This is a genomic window from Streptomyces sp. NPDC048002 (assembly GCF_040653275.1).
In the GTDB taxonomy this organism is placed as follows: domain Bacteria; phylum Actinomycetota; class Actinomycetes; order Streptomycetales; family Streptomycetaceae; genus Streptomyces.
The window spans coordinates 399,379-416,658 of record NZ_JBEZNL010000002.1; the positions used below are offsets into that span (position 1 = coordinate 399,379).

The following is a 17,280-nucleotide window of genomic DNA, read 5'->3' on the forward strand; positions in this document are numbered from 1 at the left end:
CGGCTCCCTCGTGATGCGTGCGACGGATGGTGTTGTGGGGGCGATGGTGCGGACCGTGACCGGTACGGCGGGAAACGGCTCATGCCCAGCGGATCCGCGGTCCCGGCTCTGGAGGCTCGCGGTCCTGTGCGGTACTCGTGTGATGCCCCGTGCGGCGGACGGTCACCCGACTGCGCCACCTCCAAAACGATAGGCCCTCAGTGCCAGTTCTGGGGAGTTCTCGCGGCACTGAGTGCCAGTGTGACGTAGGACACCATGACTGGCGAACGGCGCGGATACGGCAGGATGACGGTGTGACCGACCGAGACGCCGCACTGCCGGATCCCGCCGCGATGCGCAAGCAGTACCGGGCCGCGGGCCTCGCCGAGGACGAGCTGGCCGCCACCCCGCTGGAGCAGTTCGCGCGCTGGTTCAAGCAGGCCGCGAGCGAGGCCCATCTCTACGAGCCGAACGCCATGGTCGTGTCCACCGCGAACGCGGAGGGCCACCCCAGCTCACGCACCGTGCTGCTGAAGCAGTTCGACGAGCAGGGCTTCGTCTTCTACACCAACTACGACTCCCGCAAGGCCCGCGACCTGGCGGAGAACCCGTACGTCTCGCTGCTGTTCCCCTGGCATCCGATGGCGCGGCAGGTCATCGTGCGGGGCGTCGCGCGGCGCACCGGCCGGGACGAGACGGCGGCCTACTTCCGGACCCGCCCGCACGGCTCCCAGCTCGGGGCGTGGGCGAGCGCGCAGTCCTCGGTGGTCCCCACCCGGGCCGAGCTGGACGCCTCCTACGCGGAGCTGGCGGCCCGGTATCCGGAGGGCGAGCAGGTGCCCGTGCCACCGCACTGGGGCGGTTTCCGGGTGGCCCCGCAGTCGGTGGAGTTCTGGCAGGGCCGGGAGAACCGGCTGCACGACCGGCTGCGGTACGTGGCCCGGCCGGACGGGAGCTGGAAGGTCGAGCGGCTCAGTCCGTGAGGTGCTCCGTGCCGGGCGTCGCGCCGCTCAGTCCGTGACGTTCTCCGTGCCGGGCGTCGCGCCGCTCAGTCCGTGACGTTCCGCGCGCCGAGGGCGTCGTCGAGCAGGTCCGCCCACTGGGCCACGACCCGCTGCCGGCGCCCCCGGTCGTCGGTGAGCAGGTTGGCCAGGCCGAGCCCGCGGGCCATGTCGAGCAGTCCCTGCACGCTCTCCCTGGCCCCCGGCGCGGACTCGTCGGCGCCGAGCAGCTCCACGGCGATACGGTGCGTCTCGCGCCCGACGCGGGCCTCCAGTTCGGTGACCCGCGGGCGCAGCTGTTCCTCGTTGGAGGCGGCCACCCACAGGTGCAGGGCGGCGCGGAAGAGGGGCCCGGTGTAGAGGTCGACGAGGGCGGCGACGACGGCCCGCCGGTCCTGGACCGCGCCCTGCGGGAACAGGTCCCGCAGGGCGGTGGAGCGTTCCTCGGCGACGTATTCGACGGCCGCGGTGAAGAGGTCCTCGCGGGTGGGGAAGTGGTGCTGGGCGGCGCCCCGGGAGACACCGGCCCGTTCGGCGACGACGGACACCGTGGAGCCCGCCCAGCCGTGTTCGGCGAGACAGGCCACGGCGGCCTCCAGCAGCCGCTGCCGGGTGGCCCGGCTGCGGTCCTGCTTGGGCACGCGGTCGCGTTCCGCCGTACTCACACCACCCATGAGGGATCCCGTCGCTCCAGGAAGGCCGTCATCCCCTCCCTGGCCTGCGGGGCGGAGAACAGCCGGGCCGAGAGCGCGGTGAGGTCGGCCGCGTCCCGGTCGAATGACTCCAGCACCCTAGCCGTGAGCAGCCGCTTCGTCTCGGCCAGGGCCTCGGGGGCGGAGCGCCTGAGGCCGTCGAGGACGGGTGCGAGGACGGCGTCCACGTCCTCCCCGGCGACCGTGATCAGGCCGGTGCGGGCCGCCTCGGGGGCGTCGAAGCGCTCGCCGGTGAGGTAGAAGCGGGCGAGGGCGCGGGGGTCGGTGCGCGGCAGCAGCGGCAGCGAGATGACCGCGGGGGCCACGCCGATGCGCACCTCGGTGAAGGCGAAGCTCGCGGTGTGCGCGGCGGCGGCGATGTCGCAGGCGGCGAGCAGGCCGAGGCCGCCCGCGCGGACGTGTCCGGTGACCCGGGCGACGACCGGCCGGGGCAGCTCGACGAGCTGCCGGAGCAGGGCGACGAAGGCGTCCGGGGGCGGCGGGTCGCGCAGGTCGGCGCCGGCGCTGAAGGTGGTGCCGGTGTGGGTGAGGAGGACCGCGCGGACGTCGGTGTCCTTGGCGCAGTCGGTGAGCGCGTCGGCGAGTTCGGCGACCAGCGCGGCCGACAGGGCGTTGCGGTTGTCCGGGGAGTCCAGGCTGAGGGTCCTCACCCCGCGGTCGTGGGACCGGCCGATCAGGGTCACGCGCGCTCCCTCAGTTCGCGGCGGAGGATCTTCCCGGAGGCGGCGCGGGGCACCGCGTCGAGGAAGACGACCTCGCGCACCCGTTTGTAGGGGGCGACCTGTTCGGCGACGTGCATCATGACCTCGCCCTCGGAGAGCGCCCCGGCGGTGGGCTGGCGGACGACGTAGGCGCGCGGGATTTCGTTGCCGTTGTCGTCGTACACGCCGATGACGGCGGCGTCGGCGATGCCGGGGTGGGTGAGCAGCAGGGCCTCCAGTTCGGCGGGGGCCACCTGGAAACCCTTGTACTTGATGAGTTCCTTGACCCGGTCGACGACGAACAGCCAGCCGTCCGCGTCGACATGGCCGACGTCACCGGTGTGCAGCCAGCCGTCCGCGTCGATCAGGGCGGAGGTCTCCTCGGGGCGTCCCAGGTAGCCCTTCATCACCTGGGGGCCGCGGACGAGGATCTCGCCGGGCTCGCCGGTGCCGAGGTCCTTGCCGGGGTCGTCCAGGGAGACGATCCTCATCTCGGTGCCCGCGATGAGCCGGCCGACGGTGCCGGGGGGTGCCTCGGCGACGGCGTCCAGGGGGACGACGTGGCTGCCCGGGGAGAGTTCGGTCATGCCGTACGCCTGGCCGATCGGCGGCAGGTTCAGACGGCGGGAGCAGGCCGCGGCGAGCTGCGCGTCGAGGGGCGCCGCGGAACAGATGAGGTACTTCAGCGACGACAGGTCGTAGTTCTCCACCGCGGGGTGCTTGGCGAGGGCGAGGACGATCGGCGGGGCCACGTACAGCGCGGTGATGCGGTGGTTCTGGATGGCCGCGAGGAAGGTCTCCAGGTCGAAGCGGGGCAGGACGACGACGGTGGCGCCCTTGCGCAGGGGCGCGTTCATCAGGGCGGTCAGGCCGTAGATGTGGAAGAAGGGCAGGACGGCGAGGACGCGTTCGCCGGGGCCGGCGGTGACGGCGGCGTCGAGCTGGACGAGGTTGGTGGCGATCTGCCGGTGGGTGAGCATCACGCCCTTGGGGGTGCCGGTGGTGCCCGAGGAGTACGGCAGGGCGGCGATGTCCTCGGCCGGGTCGACGTCGACCTCGGGCTCGGGGGCGGTGGAGGCCAGCATGTCGATCAGCGAGCGGTGTCCGGGGGCACTGTCGCAGACGAAGATCTCCTCGACGCCGCCCGCGAGTTCGGCGGCCCGCCGGGCGGTCTCCAGCAGGGGCGATACGGTGACGATCCAGCGGGCCGCGCTGTCGCCGAGCTGCCGGGCGAACTCCTCGGGCGTGGAGAGCGGGTGCACGGTGGTGACCGAGGCGCCCGCGCGGGTGGCGGCGTAGAAGGCGGTGGGGAAGGCCACGGTGTTCGGGCTGTGCAGGGCGAGGACGTCGCCCTTGCGCACGCCCGCCTCCGCGAGGGCCGCGGCGATCCTGCGGTGGAAGGCGTCCACCTGGGCGTAGGTCAGGGTGGTGCCGTCGGTGCCGTCGATCAGGGCGGGCGTGTCGCCGAACTCGGCGGCGCCCCCGAGGACGAACTCGTGGATGGGCAGGTCCACGGGGGTCACGTCTGCGTACTCGCTGCGGAACATGGGGCCTCCTCGCACAACGCTGTGCGGTCAGTACGACTTGGGCAGACCGAGGGTCTGGTGGGAGACGTAGTTGAGAATCATCTCCCGGCTCACCGGAGCAATACGAGCCACGCGGGAGGCGGTTATCAATCGCGCGAGGCCGAATTCCCGGGTGAGGCCGTTCCCGCCGAGGGTGTGCACGGCCTGGTCGACCGCCCTCACACACGCCTCGCCGGCCGCGTACTTGGCCATGTTGGCGGCCTCACCGGCGCCGATGTCGTCGCCGGCGTCGTAGAGGTGGGCGGCCTTCTGCATCATCAGCCGGGCGAGTTCGAGGTCGATGTGCGCCTGCGCGAGGGGGTGGGCGATGGCCTGGTGGGAGCCGATGGGCGCCTTCCACACGGTGCGTTCACGGGCGTACGCCAGGGCCTGCGCGAGGGCGTGGCGGCCCATGCCGATCGCGAACGCGGCCGTCATGACGCGCTCGGGGTTGAGCCCGGCGAACAGCTGGAGCAGCCCGGCGTCCTCGTCACCGACGAGCGCGTCGGCGGGCAGCCGCACGTCGTCCAGGGTGAGTTCGAACTGCTTCTCCACGGCGTCGAGTTCCATGTCGATCGCGCGCCGCCCGAAGCCGTCGGTGTCGCGCGGGACGATGAACAGGCAGGGCTTGAGGTTTCCGGTACGGGCGTCTTCGGTGCGGCCGACGATGAGGGTGGCGTCGGCGATGTCTACGCCGGAGATGAAGACCTTGCGGCCGGTCAGGACCCAGTCGGTGCCGTCGCGGCGGGCGGTGGTGGTGATGCGGTGGCTGTTGGAACCGGCGTCGGGCTCGGTGATGCCGAAGGCCATCGTGCGGGTGCCGTCGGCGAGGCCGGGGAGCCACTTCCGCTTCTGGTCGTCGGTGCCGAAGCGGGCGATGACCGTGCCGCAGATGGCCGGGGAGACGACCATCATGAGCAGGGGGCAGCCGGCGGCGCCCAACTCTTCGAGGACGATGGAGAGTTCGGCTATTCCTCCGCCGCCTCCACCGTATGCCTCCGGCAGGTTGACGCCGAGGTAGCCGAGTTTGGCGGCCTCCGACCAGAGGGTTTCGCGGTCGTAGGTGCGGCCGTGGCGTTTGCCGAGGGCGGCGACGGCTGCGCGGAGGGCCTTGTGTTCTTCGGATTCGAGGGTGGTGGGCATGGCGATCCTTCCCGGGTGCGGGTTGTGTGTGGCTGGTCGCGCTCACGCGGCGGAGCCGCATATCGATGCAGCCCCGCACCCCTAGGGGGCTTGCACTACCGCCAGCAATTGACCGACCGTCACTTGCAGTCCCGTTTTGACATTCAAGGCCGTCAGCGTTCCTGTTACCGGGGCTGTGATCTTGTGTTCCATCTTCATTGCCTCCAGCCAGAGGAGAGGTTCTCCGGCCTTGACGGCGGCTCCCTCGGCCAGCCCCTCCGCGACGCGGACGACCGTGCCCGGCATGGGGGCCAGGAGGGAGCCGGGGGCGTGTGGGGTGCCGGGGGGTGGGAAGCGGGGCAGGGCGCGCAGGGCGGTGGCGTTGACGTACACCTCGTCGCCGTACCGCGCGACCTCGAACGTCCGCTGTACGCCGTCCACTTCGAGGACGACCCGGTCGGGGGCGGTGTGCACCACGCGCACTCCGTCGGCCTGGAGGCCGTCGCGGGTGTGGCGGTAGCGGGCCTCGTGCTCCTCGCCCGCCATGGCGTAGCTCTTGGTCTGCGGCTGGGAGGGGACGTTGCGCCAGCCGCCGCCGAAGCGGGAGCGGCCGTGGGCGTCGGCCAGCGCCGCCGCCAGCGGGGCGAGGGGGTCGGCGGGGCCGCCGAGGTCGGCGAGGTGGCGGTCGAAGAAGCCGGTGTCCATGCGGGCGGAGGTGAACTCCTCGTGGCGCAGGGAGGCCAGCAGCAGGGCCCGGTTGGTGGTGGGGCCGTGCAGGGTGGTGCGTTCCAGGGCGCCGGCGAGCTTGCGGAGCGCCTCCGCGCGGGTGGGGGCGTGGGCGATCAGCTTGGCGAGCATCGGGTCGTAGTGGACGCCGATCTCGTCGCCGTCGGTGTATCCGGTGTCCAGTCGGATGCCGTCGGGGGCGGTGAGGCGGTGCAGGGTGCCGGTCTGCGGGGCCCAGCCGTGGGCGGGGTCCTCGGCGTACAGGCGGGCCTCGACGGCGTGGCCGCGCGCGGGCGGCGGGTCCTGGGGAAGGGCCTCCCCCTCGGCGATCCGGATCTGCTCGGCGACCAGGTCGAGGCCGAAGATCTCCTCGGTGACGGGGTGTTCGACCTGGAGGCGGGTGTTCATCTCCAGGAAGTGCGCGCGGCCGTCGGCGACGAGGAACTCGACCGTGCCGGCGCCGACGTAGTCCACGGAACGGGCGGCGCGTACGGCCACCGTGCGCAGCTCCTCGTCGAGCGCGGCGGACAGGCCGGGCGCCGGGGCCTCCTCGATCACCTTCTGGTGCCGGCGCTGGAGGGAGCAGTCGCGGGTGCCGAGCGCCCAGACGGTGCCGTGGGTGTCGGCGAGGATCTGCACCTCGATGTGGCGGCCGTCCTCGACGTACGGCTCGACGAACACCTCCCCGTCGCCGAAGGCGCTCGCGGCCTCGGCGGCGGCGCCCTCCAGGGCGGCGGGCAGTTCGTCCAGGCTCCGCACCACGCGCATGCCGCGTCCGCCGCCGCCCGCCGCGGCCTTCACCAGGACCGGCAGGTCGGCCCCGGTGACGTCGGCCAGGGGCGCGATGCCGAGGAGCTGCTTGGCGCGGGTCTTGGACGCCATGGCCTCGATGGCCTCGGGCGGCGGCCCGATCCAGGTCAGTCCGGCGTCGAGGACGGCCCGCGCGAAGTCGGCGTTCTCGGAGAGGAAGCCGTAGCCGGGGTGGACGGCGTCGGCGCCCGCCGCGAGGGCGGCCTTCACGATCAGGTCGCCGCGCAGGTAGGTGTCGGCGGGGGCCGCGCCGGGGAGCCGTACGGCGGTGTCGGCCTCGCGGGTGTGGAGGGCTCCGGCGTCGGCGTCGGAGTGCACGGCGACCGTGCGGATGCCGAGCTGACGGCAGGTGCGGAAGACGCGGCAGGCGATCTCGCCCCGGTTCGCGACCAGTACAGAAGTAATCATTCGTCTCACATCCGGAAGACGCCGAAGCCGCCGCGCGCGCCCTCGTAGGGCGCGGTGTGGACGGCGGAGAGGCACAGGCCGAGGACGGTGCGGGTGTCGCGGGGGTCGATGACGCCGTCGTCGTAGAGCCGGCCCGAGAGGAACATCGGCAGCGACTCGGACTCGATCTGCTGCTCCACCATCGCGCGCAGCGCCGTGTCCGATTCGTCGTCGTAGGGCAGGCCCTTGGCGGCGGCCGACTGGCGGGCGACGATCGACAGGACGCCGGCGAGCTGCTGGGGGCCCATGACGGCCGACTTGGCGCTGGGCCAGGCGAACAGGAAGCGCGGGTCGTAGGCCCGCCCGCACATGCCGTAGTGCCCGGCGCCGTAGGAGGCGCCCATGAGGACCGACAGATGCGGGACGCGGGAGTTGGACACCGCGTTGATCATCATCGCGCCGTGCTTGATGATGCCGCCCTGCTCGTACTCCTTGCCGACCATGTAGCCGGTGGTGTTGTGCAGGAACAGCAGGGGGATGTCGCGCTGGTTGGCGAGCTGGATGAACTGGGCGGCCTTCTGGGACTCCTCGCTGAACAGCACACCCTGGGCGTTGGCGAGGATGCCGACCGGGTAGCCGTGCAGGCTCGCCCAGCCGGTGGCCAGGCTGGTCCCGTACAGCGGCTTGAACTCGTCGAAGTCGGAGCCGTCGACGATGCGGGCGACGACCTCGCGCGGGTCGAAGGGGGTCCGCAGGTCGCCGGGGACGATGCCGAGGAGTTCCTCGGCGTCGTACTTGGGCGCCTCGGCCGGTCCCGGATCCTCGTACGCCTTGCGGTGGTTGAGGCGGGCGACGACCCGGCGGGCCTGGCGCAGCGCGTCCCGTTCGTCGACGGCGAAGTAGTCGGCGAGCCCGGAGACGCGGGCGTGCATCTCGGCGCCGCCGAGCGACTCGTCGTCGCTCTCCTCGCCGGTGGCCATCTTGACCAGCGGGGGCCCGCCGAGGAAGACCTTGGCGCGCTCCTTGACCATGATCACGTGGTCGGACATGCCGGGGACGTAGGCGCCGCCCGCGGTGGAGTTGCCGAAGACGACGGCGACGGTGGGGATGCCGGCGGCCGAGAGCCGGGTGAGGTCCCGGAAGATGGCGCCGCCGGGGATGAAGATCTCCTTCTGCGAGGGCAGGTCGGCGCCGCCGGACTCGACCAGGCTGATGCAGGGCAGCCGGTTGGCGAGGGCGATGTCGTTGGCCCGCAGCGCCTTCTTCAGCGACCAGGGGTTGCTGGCGCCGCCGCGCACGGTGGGGTCGTTGGCGGTGATCAGGCACTCCACGCCGGAGACGACTCCGATCCCGGTGACCAGGGAGGCGCCGACGGCGTAGTCGCTGCCCCAGGCGGCCAGCGGGGAGAGTTCGAGGAAGGGGGTGTCGGGGTCGAGGAGCAGTTCGATGCGTTCCCGGGCGAGGAGTTTGCCGCGCCCCCGGTGCCGCTGGACGTACTTCTCGCCGCCGCCCGCGAGCGCCTTGGCGTGTTCGGTGTCGAGGTCGGCGAGCTTGGCGAGCATCGCCTCGCGGTGGGCCCGGTAGTCGGGGCCCGTCACGTCCAGCGCGGACGACAGGACGGTCACAGCAGCACCTCCGGTATGTCCAGGTGGCGCGAGCGCAGCCACTCGCCGAGCGCCTTGGCCTGGGGGTCGAATCGGGCCTGGGAGGCGACTCCGGCACCGAGGACGCCCTCGACCACGAAGTTGAGGGCGCGCAGTCCGGGCAGGACGTGCCGGTGGACGGGCAGTTCCGCGCACTCGGGCAGCAGCTGCCGGAACCGGTCGACGGTCAGCTCGTGGGCGAGCCAGCGCCACTCCTCGTCGGTGCGGACCCAGACGCCCACATTGGCGTCGCCGCCCTTGTCGCCGCTGCGGGCCCCGGCGACCCGCCCGAGCGGAGCGCGGGTGACGGGCCCGTCCGGCAGCGGCTCGGGGAGCGGGGGCTCCTCGACCTCCGCGAGTACGAGGGTCTCCTCGGGCGGCGCCACGGCGATCCGCCTGCCGTCGTGGAGGACGGCCAGGTGCGGCACCGCGTCCTGGGCCGTGTACTCGGCCTCGAAGACGCCGTAGGGGGCGCCCTTTCCGGGTGGGGCGAGGACGTGGAAGCCGGGGTAGCCGGCGAGGGCGAGTTCGATGGCGGCCCCGCTGAGCGCCCGGCCGACGGCCTCCTGGTCCGGGTCCCGGACGACCAGCCGCAGCAGGGCGCTGGCCGTCTCCTCCGTCCCGGCGTCGGCCCGGTCGGTCCGGACGAGTTCCCAACGGGTCTCCTCCGGCGGCGACTTGGCGAGCGCCTCGGTCATCTGGGCGCGCACCAGCTCGGCCTTGGCCTCGATGTCGAGCCCGGTGAGCACGAAGACGACCTCGTTGCGGAAGCCGCCGAACCGGTTGACGCCGACCTTGAGGGTCGGGGGCGGCGCCTCGCCCCGCACCCCGTGGATCCGGACCCGGTCCGGCCCGTCCTGCTCCAGCCGGACGCTGTCCAGCCGGGCGGTGACATCGGGTCCGGCGTACCGCGCGCCGCCCGTCTCGTACAGGAGCTGGGCGGTGACGGTGCCGAGGTCGACGAAGCCGCCGGTGCCGGGGTGCTTGGTGATGACGGCGCTGCCGTCCTCGTGGATCTCGGCGAGCGGGAAGCCGGGGCGCAGCAGGTCGCGGGGGTGCCGCTCCGCGAAGAAGGCGTAGTTCCCGCCGGTGGCCTGGGTGCCGCACTCCAGTACATGCCCGGCGACGACGGCCCCGGCGAGCCGGTCGTGGTCGGCGGGGCCCCAGCCGAAGTGGGCGGCGGCGGGCCCGGTGACCAGGGCCGCGTCGGTGACCCGCCCGGTGACGACGACGTCGGCGCCCTCGTTCAGGCAGGCGGCGATGCCGAAGCCGCCGAGGTAGGCGTGGGCGGCGAGAGCGCCGGGGTGGCCGGCGGTGAGGTCGTCGCCCTCGACCTGGGCGACGCGGACGGACAGCCCGAGCCGGTCCGCCAACTCCCTTACGGCGTCGGCGAGTCCGGCGGGGTTCAGTCCCCCGGCGTTGGCGACGATCCGCACGCCCCGCTCCTGGGCCAGCCCCAGGCACTCCTCCAACTGCCGCAGGAAGGTGCGGGCGTATCCGGCGGAGGGGTCCTTCAGCCGGTCCCGGCCGAGGATCAGCATGGTCAGTTCGGCGAGGTAGTCGCCGGTGAGGACGTCGAGTTCGCCGCCGGTGAGCATCTCGCGCACGGCGTCGAAACGGTCGCCGTAGAACCCGGAGGCGTTGCCGATACGCAGGGTCCTCACCGGACGTCCCCCTCGGCCGGGCGCCCTTCGCGGGAAGGGCCGCCCCCCTGGGGCGGGCGCCCCTCGCCGGGCGGGCCGGCGAACGCCTGGGCCACGTCCAGCCAGCGTCCCGCGTCCTCGCCCTCCGCCGTGACCGCCAGGTCGGCGCGGTGGGCGCGCCGGGTGACCAGCAGGCAGAAGTCGAGCGCGGGCCCGCCGACGCGCTGGGGGGCGTCCTCGGGCCCGTACGTCCACAGCTCACCGCTCGGTGCGAGGAGTTCCACCCGGAACTCCTCGGCGGGCGGGGTCAGTCCGCGCACCCCGAACGCGTAGTCGCGGGCCCGCACGCCGATCCGGGCCACGTGCCGGAGCCGGTCGGTGGGGGTGCGCACGGCGCCGAGGGCGTCGGCGACGTCCTGGGCGTGCGCCCAGGTCTCCATCAGCCGGGCGGAGGCCATGGAGGCGGCGGCCATCGGCGGCCCGTACCAGGGGAAGCGGACGCCGGCCGGTGCGGCGCGCAGCGCCTCCTGCAACGCCTCCCGCCCGGTGCGCCAGTCGGCGAGGATCCGGTCCGGCGGGCGCGCGGCGCCTTCCTCGGCACCCTCGTCGACGAACCGGTCGGGGGCCGCGAGGGCCTTCTCCACCTCCTTCCCGAACGCCTCGGCGTCGGTGACGGCGAGCAGGGCGGCGTGGTCGGTCCAGGCGAGGTGGGCGATCTGGTGTGCGACGGTCCAGCGCGGGGCGGGAGTGGCGAGGGACCACTGGTCCGGGCTCAACTCGGCCACGAGCCGGTCGAGTTCCTCGCTCTCCGCGCGCAGGTCGTCAAGGACGGGCGTCGGGTCGGCCATGACGGGGAGCATGGCAGCGGGCCCAGAAACAATCAAGCGTGCTTGCATTAATTTCTTTCGGGGACTTCCGGTGTCGCTGCGCGCCGCCCTGGCTACTCTCAGTGAGGGGAGGTGGTGGTCATGGCGAACATCCGACAGCTCGACCCGAGCGCGTCTCCGCTGGACTACTACGGCTACGAGTTGCGGCGGGCGCGGGAGGAGGCGGGGCTGACCCTCGCGCAGCTCGGCTCGATCGTGTTCTGCACGGGGTCACTGATCGGACAGATCGAAACGGCCGTGAAGGTGCCGCAACGGGAGTTCTCCGAACGGGTGGACGCGGCACTGGGGACAGGCGGGACGTTCTCCCGCCTGGTGGGGCTGGTCCTACGGAGTCAGTTGCCGGGGTGGTTCCAGCCGTATGCGGAGATGGAGGCGAGGGCGGCCTTCATCTCTACTTACCAGTGCCAGTTGGTCCATGGACTTCTGCAGACGAGGGGGTACGCGCGTGCGGTTCTCGGCGTCGAACACTCCGACAGCCTCGACGAGGCGGTCGCTGCAAGGCTGGACCGACAACGCGCCCTAAGGAGAGACCAACCGCCGGTCTTATGGGTCGTGCTCGACGAAGCGGTGCTGCACCGCGAGATCGGCGGCCGCGCGGTCATGCGAGAGCAGTTGGCGCACCTGGTCAGCATGTTCGGCCAGAAGTGGATGGAGATCCAGGTGCTGCCGTTCTCGCTGGGAGAACACACCGGGATGATGGGTTCGTTCACGCTGCTACGGTTCGAAAGCGATCCGGACATGCACTACACGGAGAGCTACGACCAGGGCCATATGACCGCCAATCCGCCAGTGATCAAAGAGCGTTCACTCAGCTACGCTCGCTTGCAGGCCGCAGCGCTCTCACCCAAGGACTCGGCCGCCCTGATCACCCGCGTGATGGAGGACCGCTATGGGGAGCAACCCGAACCTGACGCGCGCGACCTGGCGTAAGTCTTCGTACAGCGGAAGCAGCGGCGGCGAGTGCGTCGAGTGCGCCCCCGTGGGCACGGCGACCTGGGTCAAGTCCTCGCACAGCGGAGACACCGGCGGTGATTGCGTCGAGGTGGCCGACCTGGCCCCCCACATAGCCATCCGCGACTCCAAGCACCCCGCCCACGGAACAGTCACCGTCACCCCGGAGAGCTTCACCCTCTTCGTCAAGGCGACCGCAGACGGCATCCTCGGCTGACTGCGGTCCGCGGTGCGGATCGGCAACGTACGGCCTCTCACGCCCGAAATGGGCCGCCGGATCCGTTCCAGCAGCCCGTCCTCTCCCTAGCCGCTACCGAACGGGCTCGGTGTGATCTGCCAGATCGTGACGAGTTCCGAGCGCGGAGTAATCATGTAGACGAAGAAGCCGCCGTCGACGAAAGCGTGCTTCGCGCCCTCGTCAGCCCCCTCGTAGGCCGGTCCGTGGAGGTGCAGGGCTTCCGCGGCGCGGACCAGTTCGTCTGCCCTCTTCCGCACTTCGGCGAGGAATGCGGTCGGCGCGCCGCCCGTCACCGTCTCCTCGTCCGGCACGTACTCCCAGCGCCAGGTCACTCCGGTCGAACCGCCCGGGAGGCCGCGCGGTAGATGTCGCTCGCCTCGGCCAGGTGGACGCGGGACTCGTCGGGCTCGGTCGTCACGCGGGCGAGGTACTCGGCGCGGTGGTACGCCCTGGACGTCAGCGGATGGCGTTCGATCTCGATCAGCGCGGCCCAGTGATGGAGGTAGGCGTGGACCGGAGCGATCGATCCGTGGTCCACCGCGTCCGCCAGCGCCTGGTCCTTGTCCCGGTCGTACGCGCCCAGGAGGTGCGGTGCCACCACGGCGCATGCGGCACGCAGCGCGCCCGGCGTGCACTCCGGACGGGGAACCAGCGGATGGTCACCGACGGGTTCCGTGTGTTGGAGGCTCATGCCGCCGCTCCCTTCACAGGCACGACCCCGACTCTAGCCCCAAGCGCACTCACTCCGCCCGGACAACCGTCAGCCCCCAAGAGCCTCCGCCGTCTGCTTCGCCTTGCCACGGCCCACCTGCGTCCGTACCGCGCCCATGCTCGCCGCGATGACCAGGGCGATGGCGAGGGCCTGGTAGGCCGAGAGGGCCTGGTCGAGGATGAGGAAGCCGGCTGTTGCCGCGATGGCCGGTTCCAGGGTCATCAGGATCGCGAACGTGGACGCGGGCAGGCGGCGCAGGGCGAGGAGTTCGAGGGTGTACGGGAGGACCGAGGAGAGGATCGCGACCGCCGCGCCGAGCGCGATGGTCATCGGGTCCAGGAGCTTCGTGCCGGACTCCACCACGCCCAGCGGAAGAAACAGCACCGCCGCGACCACCATGGCGAGGGCGAGCCCGTCGGCCTGGGGGAAACGCCGGCCCGTGCGCGCGCTGAAGACGATGTACGCCGCCCACATCACGCCGGCGGCCAGGGCGTAGGCCACGCCCACGGGGTCCAGGCCGCCGAAGCCGCCGCCTCCGAGGAGGAAGACGCCGACGAGGGCGAGGCCCGCCCAGAGGAGGTTGATCGCGCGGCGGGAGGCGAAGACGGAGAGCGCCAGGGGGCCGAGGACCTCCAGGGTGACCGCCGGACCCAGCGGGATGCGGGCGACCGACTGGTAGAAGAGGCCGTTCATCCCGGCCATGGTGAGGCCGAAGACGACGACCGTGCCCCAGTCGGTGCGGGAGTGCCCGCGGAACTTGGGGCGGCAGACCAGGAGCAGGACGACCGCCGCCACGGCCAGCCGCAGGGTGACCACGCCGAGCGCGCCCGCCCTGGGCATCAGCGTCACCGCGAGGGCGCCGCCGAACTGGACCGAGACACCGCCGGCCAGCAGCAGGCCGACCGGGCCGAGGGAACCCCAGCGGCCCGGGGCACCGGCCGGCACGGGTGCGGAGGCAGTCGGCGTCGGCGTGGGTGCGGAGGTGATGGCGTCGGGGGTGCTCACGGGCGGTCCAGGTGCTCGGGATCGTTCATCCTGATGTACTTCCGCGTCCAGGGTAGTGGACTCAGTCAGGTGTGTGAAGCGGTATACCACTGACTGGGACGGCCGCCCCGAGCCACCGACCCGAGGCGGCCCGAGCCGACCCGAGGCGGCCCGAGCCGGCTCAGTCCTCGTCGTCCAGCGCCTCCGCCAGCACCTCCGCGAGATGGCGTCCCCGGACCCCGCCCAACTGCTCCAGCTGGGTTCGGCAGGAGTAGCCGTCCGCCAGGAGCACCGCGTCCGGCGGCGCCTGCCGCACCGACGGGAGGAGCTGTTCCTCGGCGCAGGCGGCGGACACCTCGAAGTGGCCTTTCTCGAAGCCGAAGTTGCCCGCGAGCCCGCAGCAGCCGCCGTTCAGCTCGCCCGTCAGCCCCGCCGCCGCGCGCAGAGCGCGGTCCGCGTCGTCGCCCAGTACGGCGTGTTGGTGGCAGTGGGTCTGGCCGGTGACCGGGCGGTCCAGGACGGGCGGGGTCCAGTCGGGGGCGTGGCGCCGGAGGGTCTCGGCGAAGGTGAGGACCCGGGAGGCGAGCAGCGCGGCGCGCGGATCGTCGTGGAGCAGTTCGGGCAGGTCGGTGCGGAGGGCGGCGGCGCAGCTCGGTTCGAGGACCACGACCGGCGCGGACGTCTCCAGCACCGGTTCCATCAGGTCCAGCGTGCGGCGCAGCACCGCGCGGGCCCGGTCCAGCTGCCCGGTGGAGATGTAGGTCAGGCCGCAGCAGACGCGGCCCCGGCGGCGGGCCGTGAGCAGGGAGAGGGCGGAGGCCGTACGGGCGTCCCCGACCGGCCGGCGGCGGGTGCGCAGGGTGGGCGGCAGCGCCACCCGCAGTCCCGCCGCCTCCAGGACCCGCACGGCCGCCCGGCCGACGGAGGGCGAGAGATGCTCGGTGAAGGTGTCCGGCCACAGCACGACCAGGGCACCCCCGGCAGCCGGGTCCGAACCACCCCGGCCCACGGCACCCCCGGCAACCGGGTCCGAACCACCCCGGCCCACGGCACCCCCGGCAACCGGGTCCGAACCACCCCGGCCCACGGCACCCCCGGCAACCGAGCCCGAGCCACCCCGGCCCACGGCACCCCCGGCGGCACGGTCCGGGGCGCTCCGGGCCCGCCACCATCCACTGAACGTCCGCCTCGCCAGCCTCGGAACCCTCCGCTCCCCCGCGATCCCGCCCAGCCGCTTGCCGAGCGCCGCCAGGGCGGGGACCGAGGCGAGGGCGTTGACCGCTCCCGCGGTCCGGGTCAGCGCCACCAGGCGCAGCCACTCCGGCAGCCGGCCCATGGAGTGGTGGGCGGCCGGCCGGCGGCGCCCGGCGTAGTGGTGGTGCAGGAACTCCGCCTTGTACGTGGCCATGTCGACGCCGACCGGGCAGTCGGAGCGGCAGCCCTTGCAGGACAGGCACAGGTCGAGGGCGTCGCGGACCTCGGTGGAGCGCCAGCCGTCGGTGACGACCTCACCGGCGAGCATCTCGTGCAGCAGCCGGGCCCGCCCCCGCGTGGAGTGCTCCTCCTCGCCGGTCGCCCGGAAGGAGGGGCACATGACGGCGGAGCCGGCCGCCCCCGTCGTACGGCATGTGGCGACGCCCACGCAGCGGCGTACGGCGGCGGCGAAGTCACCGCCGTCGGTGGGGTAGCCGAAGGCGACGTCGACCGGTTCGCGGGGCAGTACGGAGAAGCGGAGGTCGGTGTCGAGGGGCGCGGGGCGGACCAGCATGCCGGGGTTGAGCAGGCCGTCGGGGTCCCACACCGTCTTCGCCCGCTCGAACAGGCCCACCAGCCGGGGCCCGTACATCCGCGGCAGCAGTTCCGCGCGCGCCCGGCCGTCGCCGTGCTCCCCGGAGAGCGAGCCGCCGTGCGCCACGACCAGGTCGGCGAGTTCCTCGGAGAAACGCCGGAAGCGGGCCACGCCCGCCGCGGTGAGCAGGTCGAAGTCGATCCGGACATGGATGCAGCCGTCCCCGAAGTGCCCGTACGGGGTGCCGCGCAGCCCGTGCCCGGTGAGCAGGGCGCGGAAGTCCCGCAGGTAGGCGCCGAGCCGGGCCGGGGGCACCGCGCAGTCCTCCCAGCCGGGCCACGCCTCGCTGCCGTCCGGCATCCGCGTCGCCGTCCCGCTGGCGTCCTCCCGGATCCGCCACAGGGCCCGCTGCCCGGCCGCGTCGGTGACCACCAGGGCGTCCGCCGCGTCGGCGGCCCGCACGATCGCCTCGGCCCGCGCGCGTGCCTCGGCCGCCGACTCCCCGCCGGTCTCGACGAACAGCCAGGCGGCGCCCCGGGGCAGCGCGACCGCGGAGGGCACCAGGTCGGCCGCCATGCCCTCGACGGTCAGCGGGCCGTGCGGGAGGAGTCCGGCGGCCGCGTCGGCGGCGGCGCCCTCGTCGGCGTAGCCCAGCACGGCCAGGGCCCGCGCGGGAGGCGCCGCCACCAGGTCGACGACCGCCTCGGTGAGCACCCCGAGCGTGCCCTCCGAGCCGCACAGCGAGCGCGCCACGTCCGCGCCGCGCTCCGGCAGCAGCGCGTCGAGGGCGTACCCGGAGATCCGGCGGGGCAGCTCCGGGAACCCGGTGCGCAGCAGGGCGAGTTCGCCCTCCACCAGGCTCCGCAGTCCCTCGGGCGCGCCCGCCCAGCCGCGGCCGGGGCGCAGCCGCTCGCCGCGCGCGGTGAGCACCTCCAGCTCCCGCACGCTGTCCGCGGTGGTCCCCCAGGCCACCGAGTGCGAGCCGCAGGAGTTGTTGCCGATCATCCCGCCGAGCGTGCAGCGGGAGTGGGTGGAGGGGTCGGGCCCGAAGCGCAGGCCGTGCGGGGCGGCAGCCTCCTGGAGGCGGTCCAGTACGAGTCCCGGCTGCACGACGGCGGTGCGGTTCTCCGGGTCGAGGGAGAGCAGCCGGTTCATGTGGCGGGTGAAGTCCAGGACGATTCCGGTGCCGGTGGCCTGGCCGGCGATGGAGGTGCCCCCGCCGCGCGGTACGACCGGCACGCCGTGGGCGCGGCAGATCTCCAGCACCGCCGCCACGTCCTCGGCGTCCCGCGGGGCGACCACGCCGAGCGGGACACGCCGGTAGTTGGAGGCGTCCATGGTGGTCAGCGCCCGGGCGGTGGCGTCGAACCGGACCTCGCCCCGGACGGCCTTGCGCAGCTCAGCCTCTGGAACCGTCATGCTCCCAGCA

General features: G+C 73.1%; 15 protein-coding genes. 3 read left to right on the top strand and 12 right to left on the bottom strand.

The window, feature by feature from the left end:
• Positions 1 to 332: 332 nt before the first annotated feature.
• On the top strand, positions 333 to 962 hold the full coding sequence (pdxH, locus tag AB0E07_RS04755; protein WP_362246828.1) for a pyridoxamine 5'-phosphate oxidase: 630 nt from the start codon (positions 333 to 335) through the stop codon (positions 960 to 962).
• 65 nt (positions 963 to 1,027) lie between these two features.
• On the opposite strand, the gene AB0E07_RS04760 is transcribed toward pdxH, so the two are convergent.
• The 8 genes from AB0E07_RS04760 to AB0E07_RS04795 all read right to left on the bottom strand — a co-directional run bounded on the left by AB0E07_RS04760 (position 1,028) and on the right by AB0E07_RS04795 (position 11,138).
• Entirely contained in the window at positions 1,028 to 1,654 is a 627-nt protein-coding gene (locus AB0E07_RS04760) for a TetR/AcrR family transcriptional regulator (RefSeq protein ID WP_362246412.1), read from the bottom strand.
• Positions 1,642 to 2,376 (bottom strand): enoyl-CoA hydratase family protein, encoded by a 735-nt coding sequence (locus AB0E07_RS04765; RefSeq protein ID WP_362246414.1) that lies wholly within the window; start codon positions 2,374 to 2,376, stop codon positions 1,642 to 1,644. Before AB0E07_RS04765 ends, AB0E07_RS04760 begins: the two co-directional genes overlap by 13 nt.
• The gene (locus AB0E07_RS04770; RefSeq protein WP_362246416.1) at positions 2,373 to 3,941 is read right to left on the bottom strand and encodes a 4-coumarate--CoA ligase family protein; all 1,569 of its coding nucleotides are present in this window, start codon (positions 3,939 to 3,941) and stop codon (positions 2,373 to 2,375) included. The genes AB0E07_RS04765 and AB0E07_RS04770 overlap by 4 nt, the downstream gene beginning before the upstream one ends.
• A 27-nt stretch (positions 3,942 to 3,968) precedes the next feature.
• The gene (locus AB0E07_RS04775) at positions 3,969 to 5,102 is read right to left on the bottom strand and encodes an acyl-CoA dehydrogenase family protein (protein WP_362246418.1); all 1,134 of its coding nucleotides are present in this window, start codon (positions 5,100 to 5,102) and stop codon (positions 3,969 to 3,971) included.
• An 81-nt stretch (positions 5,103 to 5,183) separates the two neighbouring features.
• The gene (locus AB0E07_RS04780) at positions 5,184 to 7,025 is read right to left on the bottom strand and encodes a biotin carboxylase N-terminal domain-containing protein (protein WP_362246420.1); all 1,842 of its coding nucleotides are present in this window, start codon (positions 7,023 to 7,025) and stop codon (positions 5,184 to 5,186) included.
• Positions 7,026 to 7,030: 5 nt separating this feature from the next.
• Positions 7,031 to 8,629, bottom strand: coding sequence for a carboxyl transferase domain-containing protein (locus tag AB0E07_RS04785; RefSeq protein WP_362246422.1), 1,599 nt, complete (start codon positions 8,627 to 8,629; stop codon positions 7,031 to 7,033).
• A complete protein-coding gene (locus tag AB0E07_RS04790) occupies positions 8,626 to 10,311 on the bottom strand; it encodes an acyclic terpene utilization AtuA family protein (protein ID WP_362246424.1) in 1,686 nt (561 codons plus the stop codon). Before AB0E07_RS04790 ends, AB0E07_RS04785 begins: the two co-directional genes overlap by 4 nt.
• Positions 10,308 to 11,138, bottom strand: a complete 831-nt coding sequence (locus AB0E07_RS04795) for a TIGR03084 family metal-binding protein (protein WP_362246426.1) — start codon at positions 11,136 to 11,138, stop codon at positions 10,308 to 10,310. Before AB0E07_RS04795 ends, AB0E07_RS04790 begins: the two co-directional genes overlap by 4 nt.
• A 120-nt stretch (positions 11,139 to 11,258) precedes the next feature.
• Here AB0E07_RS04795 and AB0E07_RS04800 point away from each other — a divergent pair, with 120 nt between their 5' ends.
• Positions 11,259 to 12,107 (top strand): helix-turn-helix transcriptional regulator, encoded by an 849-nt coding sequence (locus tag AB0E07_RS04800; protein WP_362246429.1) that lies wholly within the window; start codon positions 11,259 to 11,261, stop codon positions 12,105 to 12,107.
• Positions 12,108 to 12,156: 49 nt separating this feature from the next.
• Positions 12,157 to 12,345, top strand: coding sequence for a DUF397 domain-containing protein (locus tag AB0E07_RS04805; RefSeq protein WP_362246830.1), 189 nt, complete (start codon positions 12,157 to 12,159; stop codon positions 12,343 to 12,345).
• A gap of 86 nt (positions 12,346 to 12,431) precedes the next feature.
• On the opposite strand, the gene AB0E07_RS04810 is transcribed toward AB0E07_RS04805, so the two are convergent.
• The 4 genes from AB0E07_RS04810 to AB0E07_RS04825 all read right to left on the bottom strand — a co-directional run bounded on the left by AB0E07_RS04810 (position 12,432) and on the right by AB0E07_RS04825 (position 17,270).
• Complete coding sequence (locus tag AB0E07_RS04810) at positions 12,432 to 12,698, bottom strand: hypothetical protein (protein WP_362246431.1); 267 nt, start codon at positions 12,696 to 12,698, stop codon at positions 12,432 to 12,434.
• Positions 12,695 to 13,057 (bottom strand): DUF6247 family protein, encoded by a 363-nt coding sequence (locus AB0E07_RS04815; RefSeq protein ID WP_362246433.1) that lies wholly within the window; start codon positions 13,055 to 13,057, stop codon positions 12,695 to 12,697. Before AB0E07_RS04815 ends, AB0E07_RS04810 begins: the two co-directional genes overlap by 4 nt.
• Positions 13,058 to 13,126: 69 nt before the next feature.
• On the bottom strand, positions 13,127 to 14,083 hold the full coding sequence (locus AB0E07_RS04820) for an EamA family transporter (RefSeq protein ID WP_362246436.1): 957 nt from the start codon (positions 14,081 to 14,083) through the stop codon (positions 13,127 to 13,129).
• Between the two features lie 160 nt (positions 14,084 to 14,243).
• Positions 14,244 to 17,270: an FAD-binding and (Fe-S)-binding domain-containing protein gene (locus AB0E07_RS04825; protein ID WP_362246438.1), complete on the bottom strand. Its 3,027-nt coding sequence runs from the start codon at positions 17,268 to 17,270 to the stop codon at positions 14,244 to 14,246.
• Positions 17,271 to 17,280 lie beyond the last annotated feature (10 nt).